General features: G+C 71.8%; 16 protein-coding genes and 1 pseudogene. 5 read left to right on the top strand and 12 right to left on the bottom strand.

The window, feature by feature from the left end; translation table 11 throughout:
• Window positions 1-2: 2 nt before the first annotated feature.
• On the bottom strand, window positions 3-638 hold the full coding sequence (locus tag ACFW9D_RS34175) for an HdeD family acid-resistance protein (protein WP_384628563.1): 636 nt from the start codon (window positions 636-638) through the stop codon (window positions 3-5).
• 62 nt (window positions 639-700) lie between these two features.
• The gene (locus ACFW9D_RS34180) at window positions 701-3256 is read right to left on the bottom strand and encodes an ATP-dependent Clp protease ATP-binding subunit (RefSeq protein WP_384628566.1); all 2556 of its coding nucleotides are present in this window, start codon (window positions 3254-3256) and stop codon (window positions 701-703) included.
• A gap of 95 nt (window positions 3257-3351) precedes the next feature.
• On the opposite strand from ACFW9D_RS34180, the gene ACFW9D_RS34185 reads away from it, so the two are divergent.
• Window positions 3352-3744 (top strand): DUF488 domain-containing protein, encoded by a 393-nt coding sequence (locus ACFW9D_RS34185; protein WP_384628569.1) that lies wholly within the window; start codon window positions 3352-3354, stop codon window positions 3742-3744.
• A gap of 15 nt (window positions 3745-3759) precedes the next feature.
• On the opposite strand, the gene ACFW9D_RS34190 is transcribed toward ACFW9D_RS34185, so the two are convergent.
• From ACFW9D_RS34190 to ACFW9D_RS34220, 7 genes are all read right to left on the bottom strand, one after another.
• Entirely contained in the window at window positions 3760-4179 is a 420-nt protein-coding gene (locus ACFW9D_RS34190) for a helix-turn-helix domain-containing protein (RefSeq protein WP_384628572.1), read from the bottom strand.
• An 82-nt stretch (window positions 4180-4261) separates the two neighbouring features.
• On the bottom strand, window positions 4262-4837 hold the full coding sequence (locus ACFW9D_RS34195; protein WP_188340500.1) for a dihydrofolate reductase family protein: 576 nt from the start codon (window positions 4835-4837) through the stop codon (window positions 4262-4264).
• A 95-nt stretch (window positions 4838-4932) separates the two neighbouring features.
• The gene (locus ACFW9D_RS34200) at window positions 4933-5301 is read right to left on the bottom strand and encodes a luciferase family protein (RefSeq protein WP_188340499.1); all 369 of its coding nucleotides are present in this window, start codon (window positions 5299-5301) and stop codon (window positions 4933-4935) included.
• A gap of 42 nt (window positions 5302-5343) precedes the next feature.
• Complete coding sequence (locus ACFW9D_RS34205) at window positions 5344-6144, bottom strand: SDR family oxidoreductase (RefSeq protein WP_384628576.1); 801 nt, start codon at window positions 6142-6144, stop codon at window positions 5344-5346.
• Window positions 6141-7361: an acyl-CoA dehydrogenase family protein gene (locus tag ACFW9D_RS34210; protein ID WP_384628578.1), complete on the bottom strand. Its 1221-nt coding sequence runs from the start codon at window positions 7359-7361 to the stop codon at window positions 6141-6143. The genes ACFW9D_RS34205 and ACFW9D_RS34210 overlap by 4 nt, the downstream gene beginning before the upstream one ends.
• 31 nt (window positions 7362-7392) lie before the next feature.
• Window positions 7393-8031 carry an HAD family hydrolase gene (locus ACFW9D_RS34215; protein WP_384628580.1) on the bottom strand — a complete coding sequence of 213 codons (639 nt, stop codon included), beginning with the start codon at window positions 8029-8031 and terminating at the stop codon, window positions 7393-7395.
• Window positions 8028-8840: an SDR family oxidoreductase gene (locus ACFW9D_RS34220; protein WP_384628583.1), complete on the bottom strand. Its 813-nt coding sequence runs from the start codon at window positions 8838-8840 to the stop codon at window positions 8028-8030. The genes ACFW9D_RS34215 and ACFW9D_RS34220 overlap by 4 nt, the downstream gene beginning before the upstream one ends.
• Before the next feature lie 192 nt (window positions 8841-9032).
• Between ACFW9D_RS34220 and ACFW9D_RS34225 the strand changes: the two genes are divergently transcribed.
• Entirely contained in the window at window positions 9033-9974 is a 942-nt protein-coding gene (locus tag ACFW9D_RS34225; RefSeq protein ID WP_384628586.1) for an alpha/beta fold hydrolase, read from the top strand.
• Between the two features lie 86 nt (window positions 9975-10060).
• A complete protein-coding gene (locus tag ACFW9D_RS34230) occupies window positions 10061-10723 on the top strand; it encodes a TetR/AcrR family transcriptional regulator (RefSeq protein WP_384628589.1) in 663 nt (220 codons plus the stop codon).
• On the opposite strand, the gene ACFW9D_RS34235 is transcribed toward ACFW9D_RS34230, so the two are convergent.
• Window positions 10687-11283 carry a PadR family transcriptional regulator gene (locus ACFW9D_RS34235; RefSeq protein ID WP_384628591.1) on the bottom strand — a complete coding sequence of 199 codons (597 nt, stop codon included), beginning with the start codon at window positions 11281-11283 and terminating at the stop codon, window positions 10687-10689. The two genes, ACFW9D_RS34230 and ACFW9D_RS34235, sit on opposite strands and share 37 nt — an antisense overlap.
• 80 nt (window positions 11284-11363) lie before the next feature.
• Between ACFW9D_RS34235 and ACFW9D_RS34240 the strand changes: the two genes are divergently transcribed.
• The gene (locus ACFW9D_RS34240) at window positions 11364-11759 is read left to right on the top strand and encodes a nuclear transport factor 2 family protein (RefSeq protein ID WP_188340491.1); all 396 of its coding nucleotides are present in this window, start codon (window positions 11364-11366) and stop codon (window positions 11757-11759) included.
• 12 nt (window positions 11760-11771) lie between these two features.
• On the opposite strand, the gene ACFW9D_RS34245 is transcribed toward ACFW9D_RS34240, so the two are convergent.
• Window positions 11772-12140: a Zn-ribbon domain-containing OB-fold protein gene (locus ACFW9D_RS34245; RefSeq protein ID WP_384628595.1), complete on the bottom strand. Its 369-nt coding sequence runs from the start codon at window positions 12138-12140 to the stop codon at window positions 11772-11774.
• A 175-nt stretch (window positions 12141-12315) separates the two neighbouring features.
• Entirely contained in the window at window positions 12316-12990 is a 675-nt protein-coding gene (locus tag ACFW9D_RS34250; RefSeq protein ID WP_384628597.1) for a TetR family transcriptional regulator, read from the bottom strand.
• A 180-nt stretch (window positions 12991-13170) separates the two neighbouring features.
• Here ACFW9D_RS34250 and ACFW9D_RS34255 point away from each other — a divergent pair.
• Window positions 13171-13253 (top strand): annotated as a pseudogene (locus ACFW9D_RS34255) (electron transfer flavoprotein subunit beta); the annotation flags it as partial.

Consider the following 13253-nt stretch of genomic DNA (forward strand, 5'->3'; position numbering starts at 1 on the left):
GGTCAGGCCCCGCGCGGGATCTGCTTCGAGCGGCTGCGGATCATGAACGCCTCGACGATCTCGACGACGCCCATCGCCACCAGCCAGCAGCCGCCGACCAGCGTCAGGACGGCGACCGACTCGAACGGCGAGACGATCAGCACGATGCCGGCCATGGCGCTGACCACGCCGAGGAACGCCTGCCAGCCGCGGGCCGGCATCGCCGGGTCCGAGGCCGCCGCGACGGTCTGTGTGATCCCGCGGAACAGCCAGCCGATGCCGATCCACAGGGCGAGCAGCAGGATCGACTGGGTCGCGCCGCGGAAGCAGAACAGGCCGAGGAGGACGGAGACGGCGCCGCTGATGAACGCCATCACGCGCAGCCCGGTCGTCACGTGCGTGCCGAACGCCGTGACCAGCTGGAAGACGCCGCTGACGACGAGGTACACGCCGAACAGGATACCGGCGGCCCACAGTGAGGCGCCGGGCCACACGAGGACGAGCACGCCCATGATCAGCGCGGCGACACCCGCGAGGAGAACCGCCTGCCAGGCCGCTTGGGCCAGCCGGCCGAGCGGGCCCTCGGGAATGGATCCGGGCGCCTCCTTCTCGTCGGCGGCCCGGTGCGGGCTCTGCGGTTCGTAAGGTGTTTGGGTCATGACCGAACTCTCTGTGCGGGCCGCGCCGGGCGGCGAGCGGTGGTGGGCCGAACGGGTGAGACTCAGGAGGCGGACCGCGCCGCCTCCGTGTCCCCGCTCGTGGCGTCCTCCTCTCCGGTCCCCGGGTCCGCTCCGTGGCGTACGGAACAGACGAGGGCGTCGTCCTTGACGTCGGCGACGATGGTGTCGCCGGGTTCGGCCTCGCCGCTGAGCATCAGCGACGCGAGCCGGTTGTCGAGCTCGCTCTGGATGGTGCGGCGCAGCGGCCGGGCGCCGAACTCGGGCTGGTGGCCGTGCGCGACGAGCAGCTTCTTCGCCGCCTCGGTGACCTCGAGCGTCATGCCCTGCGCGTGGACGCGGCGCATGCTCCGGTCGAGGAGGTGGTCGACGATCTCGCCGAGGTCGTCCTGGGTGAGGCCGTGGAAGAGGATGATCTCGTCGATGCGGTTGAGGAACTCGGGCAGGAAGCGGCCCCGCAGGTCCTGCATCAGGTCGTCCTTGATCTCGGACACGTCGCCGTGATGGGCGAGGATGCGCTGGGCGCCGATGTTCGAGGTCATGATGACGACGCAGTTGCGGAAGTCGACGGTGCGGCCCTGCGAGTCGGTGAGCCGGCCGTCGTCGAGCACCTGGAGCAGCGTGTTGAAGACGTCCAGATGGGCCTTCTCGACCTCGTCGAACAGCAGCACGCTGTAGGGCTGGCGGCGGACCTTCTCGGTGAGCTGTCCGGCCTCCTCGTGGCCGACGTACCCGGGCGGGGCGCCCACGAGCCGGGAGACGGTGTGCTTCTCCTGGAACTCGCTCATGTCGAAGCGGACCATGCGGTTCTCGTCGCCGAACAGCAACTCCGCGAGGGCCTTGGCCAGTTCGGTCTTGCCGACGCCGGTCGGGCCGAGGAAGAGGAAGGAGCCGACGGGCCGGTTCGGGTCGCCCATGCCCGCGCGGTTGCGGCGGACGGCTTCGGAGACGGCGACGACCGCCTCGTCCTGGCCGACGACCCGGTCGTGCAGGGCGTCCTCCAGTTTGAGCAGCTTCTCCTTCTCCGTGGCGGTGAGCTGGGCGACCGGGATGCCGGTGCGGCGCGAGACGACGTCGGCGATGTCCTTCGCGGTCACCTGCACGACGCCCTCGCGGCGCTCCTCGATCCCGGCGAGCTCGCCCTGGACGTCGGCGATCTGCTGCTTGAGTTCGGAGGCCCGCTCGAAGTCCTCGGCGGCGACGGCCTGGTCCTTCTCTCGGCTCAGCTTGGCGATCTTGTCCTCGCGGCTGACGATCTCGGTGGAGCGGCCCGCGCCGCGCAGCCGGACCCGGGCGCCCGCCTGGTCCATCACGTCGATGGCCTTGTCGGGCAGGAAGCGGTCGCTGATGTACCGGTCGGAGAGCTCGGCGGCGGCCACGAGCGCGCCGTCGGCGAAGCGCACCTGGTGGTGGGCCTCGTACGCGTCGCGCAGGCCCTCCAGGATCTGGACGGTCTCGTCGACACTGGGCTCGGGGATGGTCACGGGCTGGAAGCGGCGTTCCAGGGCCGGGTCCTTCTCCACGTACTTGCGGTACTCGTCGATGGTGGTGGCGCCGACGACGTGCAGTTCACCGCGGGCGAGGGCGGGCTTGAGCATGTTGCCCGCGTCCATCGCGCCCTCGCCGCTCGCCCCGGCGCCCACGACCGTGTGGAGTTCGTCGATGAAGAGGATGACGTCACCGCCGGCGTTCTGGACGTCCTCGATGACCTTCTTCAGTCGCTCCTCGAACTGGCCGCGATACTGCGCGCCCGCCACCATCCCGGACAGGTCGAGCGCGACGACCCGCTTGCCCTTCAGCGTCTCCGGCACCTCGCCCGCGACGATCCGCTGGGCGAGGCCCTCCACGATCGCCGTCTTGCCGACCCCCGGCTCACCGATCAGCACCGGGTTGTTCTTCGACCTGCGCGACAGGATCTCGACGGTCTGCTCGATCTCCTCGGCCCGGCCCACCACCGGATCGAGCTTCCCGGCCTTCGCCTCCTCGGTCAGGTCCCGGCCGTACTCGTCGAGCGTCGGGGTGTCGCTGTTCTCCCTGCTCGCGCCGGCCGGGACGCCCTCGGCGCGGGCGGCCTGGTCGGCGGCGCCGCGCAGCCGACCGGTGTCCGCGCCCTGGGAGCGCAGCAGCCGTCCCGCGCCGGAGTCCGGGTCGTCGAGGAGCGCGCCGAGGATGTGCTCCGGCCCGATGTACGAGACCCCTGCCGCCTGGGAGCGGGCGTGAGCCGCGGAGAGGGTGCGCTTGGCGGCCGGGGTGAGCCCGGGCTGCGCGGACGGTTCGGCGCTCTCCCCGGGCAGGATCTTGGCGATCGCGGCGGCGAGCGCGTCGGGCTCCGCCCCCGCCTGCGCGAGCAGTGTGCGGGCGGGGTCGACCTGGGTCGCGGCCCACAGCAGATGCTCGGTGTCGAGGTCCGAACTCCCGTCCTCCACCGCCTTGTTGGTGGCCCGGCCGATCAGCTCGCGCGCCGAGTCCGTCAGCAGGCGGCCGATGGGGACCCGCTGCACCTGCGGCGGCGCCGATCCGGGCGACATCCCGAAGAAGCGGTTGAGCATCTCCCCGAAGGGATCGGGTGATCCGAAGGGGGATCCGAAGGACATCGACATAGCGGGTACTCCCGGTGGACGTCACAGCAACACCCCTCACTCAAGCAACACCGGACGGACTACGCAAAACATAGGAAAAGGACACAATGGGTCCCATGTCTTCACAGCATTCATCCGGCCGCCGACACGGCGGCTTCCCGGTGCGCCGGGTCTACGATCCGCCCGCCGCCGAGGACGGGAAGCGGCTGCTCGTCGACCGCCTGTGGCCGCGGGGCGTCTCGAAGGAGCACGCAGACATCGACGAGTGGCTCAAGGACATCGCCCCGTCGAAGGAGCTGCGCACCTGGTACCACGCGGACAAGGACGACCGGTACGCCGGGTTCGAGGAGCGCTACCGCGCCGAGCTCGACGCGCCGGAGCGCGCCGAGCTGGTCGACCACGTGCGCGAGCTGGCCCGGAGCGGTCCGGTCACCCTGGTCACGTCGGTGAAGGACGTCGAGCACAGCCATGTGCCGGTGCTGGTGCGCCGGCTCGAGGAGGGGGACTGAGCGTCCCCTCGCCGGTCAGGCGGCGAGGCAGACCGTGCCGCGCCCGCTCGCCGCACCGCCCGCGCCACGCACCGCGACAGAGGCGACCGAGGTGACGGAGGAGACGCCGGTGACCGAGGTGACGGACACCGGGCGGCGCCTCCGGGCGGCCCGCGCGAGCTCCCCCTGGGCCAGCGCCAGGACGTCGACGAGTCCGAGCCCGAGCGCTCCCGCGACGGCGGCGAGCATCTCGGAGGACGCCTCCTTGCGGCCGCGCTCCATCTCGGAGAGGTAGGGCATGGAGATTCCGGCGGTGTCGGCGACGTCCTGGAGGGTCCGGCCCTGGGCCCGGCGTCTGCGCCGCAGCACGTCCCCGACGACGTGCCGCCACAGCGGCTCCTGCTCCGGCGCGGACCGGTGGGCGCCGCTGCCCCGGCGGCTCTCGTGGATGCTCATCGGGCCAGCGTAGGCGGCGTACGGCGGCCCGGGGCGGCGCTTCGCCCTCGGCGATATCCGGGCCGCGGCGCGACGGCGGAGGTCACTCGGGGACGCGCGCGTGACGCAGCAGGACGACCCCGTTGTCGAAGGTCTGGGTCCCGGCCAGGCGCAGGACGCGCGGGTGGAAATCCGTGACGGGGAAGAGCGGGGTGCCCGTGCCGATCAGGACGGGGTGCACGTAGGTGTGGAACTCGTCGATCAGGTCGTGGGCGAGGAAGGTGGCGGCGAGGTCGGCGCCGCCGACGTTGAGGTCGCCGCCGGGCTGTTCCTTGAGGGCGCGGATCGCCTCGGGCAGCACCTCGGAGACGACGGTGGAGTGGTACGGGGCGGGGCCCGGCGGCAGCGTCCGGGAGAACACGATCTTGGGGATGTCGCGCCAGATGGCGGCGAACTCGACCTCCGTCGGGGTGCTGTCGGGGTCGGCGCCGGCCGCGGGCCAGTAGGACGCCATGAGTTCGTGCGTGACGCGCCCGGTGAGCAGGCCGCCGAAGGAGCGGACCTTCTCGTTCATGTGCCGGTGCAGGGCGTCGTCGACCTGGTGCCAGCCGATGTCGCGGCCCGGTCCCTCGGTGTACCCGTCGAGGGAGACGCCCATCATCAGAATGATCTTGCGCATGCCTGCTCCTCGTCGCCGCCCGCGTCCGGAACACCAGCATGCCCAGAGGCCGCGGTCCACCGCACGCACCGCCACGACCCGGATCGCCGGGTGCGCTACGAGGCCCGGGGGCGCTCCCAGTCGCAGGGCGGGGCCGGGCAGGCGTGCGGTGCGCGGCCCGCCTGCTCCTTGAGGGCGAGGCTCACCAGGCTGAGCAGGAGCTGCACGTCCGTGTCGCACTCCAGGAGCACGGTGATCCAGGACGCGCCGGGGTGCACGCGGACGGCACTGGTCCGCCGCAGGTGCGGCAGCAGCCGCTGCACCGCCGGCGCGGTGAGGTAGAGATCGGCGCAGTCGTCGGAGTGGAAGTGAACGAGGTCATGGCCCGCCGGGCCGAACGCGTGACCGATCGAGCACCGGGGCGGGCCGCTCACCAGGTGCGGCCATGTCCCGAGTTCGGTCATGGCACGCTGGGCCGCGGTCATGGCCCCATCCTGGCGCACCCTTCACCTCGGGGAAAACCCCCGTCAACTCCCGTGTTCCGGCGAGTTGTCGAGCACGCCCCCGGCGAGCAGCTGTCCGCCGTCGATCACCAGGGTCTCGCCGGTGATCCAGCGGGCGCCGTCACCGGCCAGGAAGGCCACGGCTTCGGCGATGTCGCCGGGTTCGCCGATCCGGCCGAGCGGGGTGGCGCCCGCGACCCGTCCTTCGTGCTCCTGCCAGAGCGCCTCGGCGAGGCGGGTGCGCACGATGCCGGGCGCGACCGCGTTGACCCGCACCTTCGGCCCGAGTTCCAGGGCGAGTTGCTTGGTGAGGTGGATGAGGGCCGCCTTGGAGACGTGGTAGATGCCGACGTCCTGCGCGACCGAGAGCCCGCCGATGGAGGCGGTGTTGACGACCGCGCCGCCGTGCTCGCCCATCCACGCCTTGACGGCGAGGGAGGTCCACAGGATGGGCGCCCACAGGTTGACGTCCATCGTCTTGGCGAAGCGGGCGTGGTCCTGGTCGATGACCGGGCCGTACGCCGGGTTCGTGCCCGCGTTGTTGACGAGGATGTCGAGCCGCCCGTGCGTGGCGAGGGTGTGCTCGACGCAGGCGCGGGCCGCCTCCTCGTCGGTGGCGTGGGCGCCGAACCCGGTGACGCCCGCGCCGAGTTCACGGGCCGCCTCCTTGGCGCGGTCCTCGCTGCGGGAGGTGATCACGACCTGGGCGCCGCGGTCGCGCAGCGCGCCGGCCGCCGCGAGGCCGATGCCCCGCGACGCGCCGGTGACCAGGGCGACCTTGCCGGCCAGGGACTCCGTGCCCGCCGGGGATTCCGCTGTGCTCATCGCTCTCCTCGTTCGGTCTCCCGGCGGCGCAGTTCGCGCCGGGCGATGGTCCGCTTGTGCACCTCGTCGGGGCCGTCCGCGAGACGCAGGGTACGCAGGTGCGCGTACATGCTCGCGAGCGGGAAGTCGTCGCTGACGCCGCCTCCGCCGTGCACCTGGATGGCGCGGTCGACGACCTTCAGGGCCACGTTCGGGGCGGCGACCTTGATGGCGGCGATCTCGGTGCGGGCCTGCTTGTTGCCGACCGTGTCCATCAGGTGGGCGGCCTTGAGGGTGAGCAGCCGCGCCATGTCGATCTCGATACGGGACTCGGCGATCCAGTCCTGGATGTTGGCCCGCTCGGCGACCGGCGCCCCGAACGTCGTACGGGACTGGGCGCGGTCGATCATCAGGTCCAGGGCGCGCTCGGCCATGCCGATGGCGCGCATGCAGTGGTGGATGCGGCCGGGGCCGAGGCGGGCCTGGCTGATCATGAAGCCGTCGCCCTCGCCGGCGAGCAGGGCGCCGGCGGGGACCCGTACGTTCTCGAAGAGGACCTCGGCGTGGCCCTCGCGGTCCTGGTAGCCGAAGACGGGCAGGCCGCGCAGGATCGTGACGCCGGGGGTGCCGACGGGGACGACCATCATCGACTGCTGGCGGAAGGCCGGTCCGTCGGGGTCGGTCTTGCCCATGACGATGAGCACCTCACAGCGGGGGTGCAGGGCGTTGGAGGTCCACCACTTGCGGCCGTTGAGGACGTAGTCGTCGCCGTCGCGCTCCATCCGCATCTGGATGTTGCTCGCGTCGGAGCTGGCCACGGCGGGCTCGGTCATGGCGAACGCGGAGGCGATCTCGCCGGCGAGCAGCGGCTTGAGCCACTTCTCCTTGTGTTCGTCGGTCCCGAAGAGGGTGAGGACCTCCATGTTGCCGGTGTCCGGCGCGTTGCAGTTCGTGGCCTCGGGGGCGAGGTGGGCGCTGCGGCCCATGATCTCGGCGAGGGGCGCGTACTCCAGGTTCGTGAGACCGGGGCCCCATTCGGGGTGCGGGTGGAAGAGGTTCCACAGGCCGCGCTTCTTCGCCTCGGCCTTGAGGTCCTCGATGACCGGCGGGTGGAAGTGCGGGTCGCCGGACGCGGCCATCTGCTCGGCGTAGACGGCCTCGGCCGGGTAGACGTGTTCGTCCATGAAGGCGAGCAGGTCGGCCTGGTACCGCTTGGCCTTGTCGGTCAGCTCGTACACGGGTGTCCTCCGATGGTGGTCTCGTACGGTGTCATCGCGCGGCGGCGGGCCGCAACAGGCGCGCCAGGGCGGAAGCGGTGCCCGCGGCGTCGCGGTGCAGGACGCCGGCGAGGCCGATCCGGGCCGCGGCGTCGAGGTTCTGGCGCAGGTCGTCGACCATGACGGTCTCCTCGGGCGGGGCGCCGAGGCGTTCGCAGGCGAGGGCGTAGGCGCGGCGGGAGGGCTTGCGCACGCCGATCTCGCCGGAGACGGTGACGGCGTCGAACAGGGCGGGCAGGTCGAAGCCCGCGTAGCAGTCGTCGCCGAGGGAGTTGGACAGCAGCCCGACGCGGTGTCCTTCGGCGCGCAGCCGGGCGACGAGGGCGAGGCTGTCGGGGTCGGGGCGCAGGTGGGCCTGGAGCCGGGCGACGAGTCCGGGCCCTGCGGCGGTGACGCCGTGTGCCCGCAGCCGGGCCGCGTAGCCGTCCTCGAAGGCGCGCTGTCCGATGCGGCCCTCCTCGTGGGCGACGAGCAGGGCGCTGCTCTCCTCGTCCTTCGACAGCAGGCGCAGCAACTGACCGGGCTGCGCGCCGAGTTCGCGGCCCAGCTCCTCGAAGGCGTCGATCACGCTGGTGGTGAGCACGCCGCCGAAGTCGAAGAGGACCGCGGTGCGGGTCCGTTCGTCGGTCATCGCACCGCCTTCTGGTAGCGCCGCATGCCGCGCAGCCAGCGGTCGTAGTCGGTGCCCTTGTGGCGGTAGAAGTCGAGGACCTGGGGGTGCGGCAGGACGAGGAAGCGCTCGTCGGCGACGGCTTCGACGACGCGGTCGGCGACATCGAGGGGCTGGAGCAGTTCGCCGGAGTCGAGGACGGCACGGGCGGCGGCGCGCTCGGTCGGGTCGGCGGAGCGGGTGCCGGCCATGAGCAGCTCGGTCTCGACGCCCTGGGGGCACAGGCAGCTGACGCGGACGCCCTGGTCGCCGTAGGTGACGGAGAGCCATTCGGCGAAGGCGACAGCGGCGTGCTTGCTGACGGAGTAGGTGGCGGAGCCGATCTGGGTGAGCAGTCCGGCGGCGGAGGCGGTGGTGAAGAAGTAGCCCTCGCCGCGCTCGACCCAGCCCGGCACGAGCAGCTTCGCGGCGCGGACGTGCGCCATCACGTTGACGTCGAGGGCGCGGCTCCACTCCTCCTCGCTCGCGTCGAGTCCCGCGCCGCCGCCGATGCCCGCGTTGGCGAAGTAGAGGTCGACGGAGCCGAAGCGCTCCTCGGCCAGGGCGACGAGGGCGCGCAGGTCCTCGGTGGCGGCGGCGTCGGCCGCGCGGCCCGCGACGCGCTCGCCGTGCTCGGCGGCGAGCTCGCGCACGGTGGTGTCGAGGCGCGCGCCGTCCAGGTCGGTGAGCAGGACGCCGCGTGCGCCCGCCTCCAGGAGGCGCCGGGCGACGGCGGCGCCGATGCCGCCCGCCGCGCCGGTGACCACGGCGACCTTGTCGTTGATCAGCATGGGGGTGACCGCTCCTTCGCTCGGCTGCGCCCTCACCGTATTTGAATCCGGCTTCAAGTTCAATGACAGTCGGCGGACCGCTCGCTATATTCGGATCCGACGCCAGGTTCAGGAACCGCGCCGGGAGCGACGGGGCGTGCGGGAAGGGCCTGACGAGGAGCGCGTGGCCGGACGATCCGAGGAGCCCTGGACATGACCGCACATCTGCCGATCGCCGACTGGGAGCGGATCCCGGCGCGGGACGTGGTGACGAACGGCGTCACCCTGCGCGTGTACGAGGACGGGCCGCGCGATACGGCGAAGCCGCTCGTCGTGCTGTGCCACGGCTTCCCCGAACTGGCCTTCTCTTGGCGGCACCAGATCCGGGCCCTGGCCGCGGCCGGGTACCGGGTGCTCGCCCCGGACCTGCGCGGCTTCGGCGCGAGCGACCGGCCCGCGGACCCCGGGGCGTACGACGCGCTGACGGTGTGCCGGGACCTGGTGGGCCTGCTCGACGACGTGGGCGCGCGGGACGCGGTGTTCGTGGGGCACGACTGGGGCGCGTCGATCGTGTGGCACATGGCGTGGGCGCATCCGGAGCGGGTGCGCGCCGTGGTCGGGATGAGCGTGCCGGTGACGCCCCGCTCCCCCGTCGCGCCGCTGCCGGTGCTGCGCAGGCGGCTCGGCGAGGAGTTCTACATCGTGTGGTTCCAGGAGCCGGGCGTCGCGGACCGGGCGCTCGCCCAGGACGTGCGGCGCACGCTGACGGCGCGCGAGATCTGGTCGGCGGCGTGGGCGGCCCGCGAGGAACCGGCGGCGCCGCGCCCGCACTGGCTGAGCGAGGAGGAACTCGCCTTCTACGTGAAGACGTTCGAGGAGACGGGCTTCACGGGCGGCCTGAACTACTACCGCAACCTGGACCGCACCTGGGAGCTGACGGCGCCGCTCGACGGCCGGACCATCGACATGCCGTCCCTCTTCGTCACCGGTTCGAAGGATCCGGTGGCCCGGTTCATGCCGAGCGACCGCCTGGAGGAGGTCCTGACGGATCTGCGGGGCCGGGTCGTGCTCGACGGCGCGGGCCACTGGATCCAGCAAGAGCGAGCGGCGGAGGTCGACGCGGCGCTGCTCCGGTTCCTCGACGGGCTCGGATGAGAGACCCGGCTGATAGCATCCGCAGCCACCCGCGTGGCGGTCGCGGCCCCGCGACCGCCCGCACGTACGAGAGCGAATGGACCGCATTGCCTGCCCAGGCCGCGGCCGCCGACGGCGGTCAGAAGCAACCGATCACGCCCCGCAGCGCCCGCGGCGTCAGGACGCGCAACGCGCTGATCACCGCCGCGCGTGAGGTCTTCGAGCGGGACGGCTACCTCGACGCCCGGATCACGGACATCTCCAAGGCCGCCCACGTCGCGTCCGGCTCGTTCTACACGTACTTCAACAGCAAGGAAGAGATCTTCCAGGCGCTCGTCGCGCAGGTGCAGGAGGAGATGCTCCATCCGCACCTGCGGGAGCGGACCGGCATCACCGACCCGCGCGAGATGATCGACGCCTCGAACCGCGAGTACCTGCGCGCGTACAAGAAGAACGCCCGGCTGATGGCCCTGTTCGAGCAGGTCGCCCAGGTCGACGAGACGTTCAGGCAGCTGCGCATCGAGCGGGGCGACGCGTTCGCGCGGCGCAACGCGAAGCTGATCCGCTCGCTCCAGGACGCGGGCGCGGCGGACCCGAGCCTCGACCCGCTGATCACGGCGCACGCGCTGTCCGTGATGGTGAGCCGCATGGCGTACATGGTGTTCGTCCTCGGCCAGCGCATCCCGTACGAGCGTCTGGTGACGACGCTCAACAAGATCTGGGAGAACGGGCTTCAGCTGCGCGCGCCGGAGGCGGACCCCGGGGACTGAGCGGCGCGGACGGCGCGGCGCTCCAGGACGCCGAGGACGCGCCGCCCCCAGCTCACATTGCCCTCCTCGAACCCGATGCCGGCCATCAGCGTCAGGTAGGGGCCGATCCGCTCCCCCACCTCGAGGAACTCCTCCTCGCTGCGACCGCCGAGGAGATGCTGCCGGATCCGCTCGTAGCGGGCGAGGCGGCCCTGCGCCCACGACACCCGCTCCTCGAGGTGCGCACGCACGGCTTCCAGGTCTCCGACGTCGACGGCCTGCACCTTCACCATCAGCTCGTCGCGCAGCGCGAGCGGTTTGGGCCGGCGTGCCGTGAACGCGGCGAGGTCCTCGTGCCCCGCGGGCGACAGCGTGAACATCCGCTTGTTCGGCCGCCGTTCCTGCGGGACCACGCGCGCATCGATCAGTCCGTCCGCGGCGAGGCGGTCCAGCTCCCGGTAGAGCTGCTGCGGTGTCGCCGCCCAGAAGTTGGACACCGACACGTCGAAGATCTTCGCCAGGTCGTATCCGGACGCCTCGCCCTCCAGGAGCGCGGCGAGGACGGCGTACTTGAGAGACATGTGGACACCCTACAAGGATGCGACTACTGTCGCCCGCACCTAATCAACAAATTTATTAATGAGTGAGCGAGGTGGCGTCCATGCATCCCTTCCGCGCGGCGGTGGAGAAGGACGATCTGGCTGCGGTCGAGGCCATGCTGGCCGAGGACGTGGTGTTCACCAGCCCGGTCGTGTTCAAGCCGTATGCGGGCCGGGCGATCACCGCGGCGATCCTGCGCGGGGCGAAGCGCGTCTTCGAGGACTTCCGGTACGTCCGGGAGATCACCGGGGCCGACGGGCGCGATCACGCCCTCGTGTTCGAGGCGCGGGTCGGCGACCGGGCCATCACCGGCTGCGACTTCCTGCACGTCGACGAGGAAGGGCGCATCGACGACTTCATGGTGATGGTGCGTCCGCTGTCGGCGGCGCAGGCACTGGCGGCGGCGATGGGGGCCGAGTTCGACCGGATCGCCCAGGAGGCGGCGGCCGGAGCCTGAGCCCCGGCCCGTTCAGCGGTAGTAGGCGTCGTCGCCGGCCGGTTCGCACAGCTCGAAGCAGACCTCGCCGGCGTCCTCGGTCACGCCGGGGGCCGTGCGGACCTCGGCGCCGACCCACACCAGGTGCGGGGGCGTGCCGACGACCCGGCAGGGCACCACGAAGTCCTCGGGGAAGCGGACCAGCGACTCGTTGCGCGCGACGCCCGTGCCGCGGTGCACCACACGTGACTGCACGACGATCCCGGGGCCCGCGCTGCGCTGCGTCTCCAGGTCGCTCGACGCGCAGACCGGACACAGCAGCCGGCGGAACGACGCGGTGCCGCACCAGCGGCAGCGCTTGAAGGTGAATCCCGTGCCGCCGTCGGCCTCGGCCGGCGTCATGACACCCGTCGCGCTTCCCGACAACCCCGCCCACTCCGACATCGCTCGGCCTCCCGCGCTCACCCGGTCCGCCGGGCTGAGGCTCCGGCGCCCGGTCAGCGTATGACACTCAGTGCCGCGCGGTAAAGATACCGAGTACCCTCCGGATCGGAATTCTTGGGCACCCGGACCCTGTTCAGTCGTCCCGGAGCGCCGATTCGACCTGCTGGATGACCCGCCACATAGGGGCACCCTTCGGGGCCACCATCACCACGACTTCCTCCTGGGCGACGGCCGGGCCCGTGTCCCGCTCGGCCGACTCGCCCCACACCCGGCGGACGAGCCCGAACGCGCGCTCCACGGCCGCCTCCGCGTCGCCCTCGCCGCCCGAACGCAGCCAGGTGCGCAGTGCGTTGTTGTGCGCGGCCACGACGGAGGCGGCGACGACCTCGGCCCGCAGTCCGCCGTCCGGGACGGCCGCCCAGCGCCGGCGCAGGTACTCGGCGAGCGTGCGCTCGTAGCGCCGGACGACGGACAGCTCGTAGGTCCGCAGCCCCGGCACCTCGCGCGTCAACCGGTAGCGCTGCACGGAGAATTCGGGGTTCGCGGCGTACATGCGCAGGACGAGTCCGGCCGCGTCGCAGACGACGTCGACGGGGTCCCGCTCGTCGCCCGCCGCTTCGAGGAACGCGGTCATGTCGGCGAGCACGCTCTCGTGGTCCGGGAAGACCGCGTCCTCCTTGGACGGGAAGTACCGGAAGAAGGAGCGGCGGCCGACCCCGGCCCGCGCCACGATGTCGTCCACCGTCGTCCGCTCGAACCCTCGCTCCAGGAACAGCTGGAACGCCGCCTCGGCCAGCACCTCCCGCATCGGGGCCTTCTTCGCCGCCCCGTTCGATCCACTGCCCTCGCGTGCCTCGCTCATGCCGGGAACGTAACACCGGACGGCCCCCTTTGGCACTACGTACCTTTACAGAGGGAACTGAGTGCCATACGGTGGCCGCAGTAGGCCTGAGAAGGCTGAGGAACGCTCTGAGCGAGGAGAGCCGGCGTGAGCTTGAGGATCGTTGTCACCGTGAAGTACGTGCCGGACGCGACCGGTGACCGGCATTTCGCGGATGACCTGACCGTGGA

The organism is Streptomyces sp. NPDC059524 (assembly GCF_042749255.1).
Lineage (GTDB): Bacteria > Actinomycetota > Actinomycetes > Streptomycetales > Streptomycetaceae > Streptomyces > Streptomyces xanthii.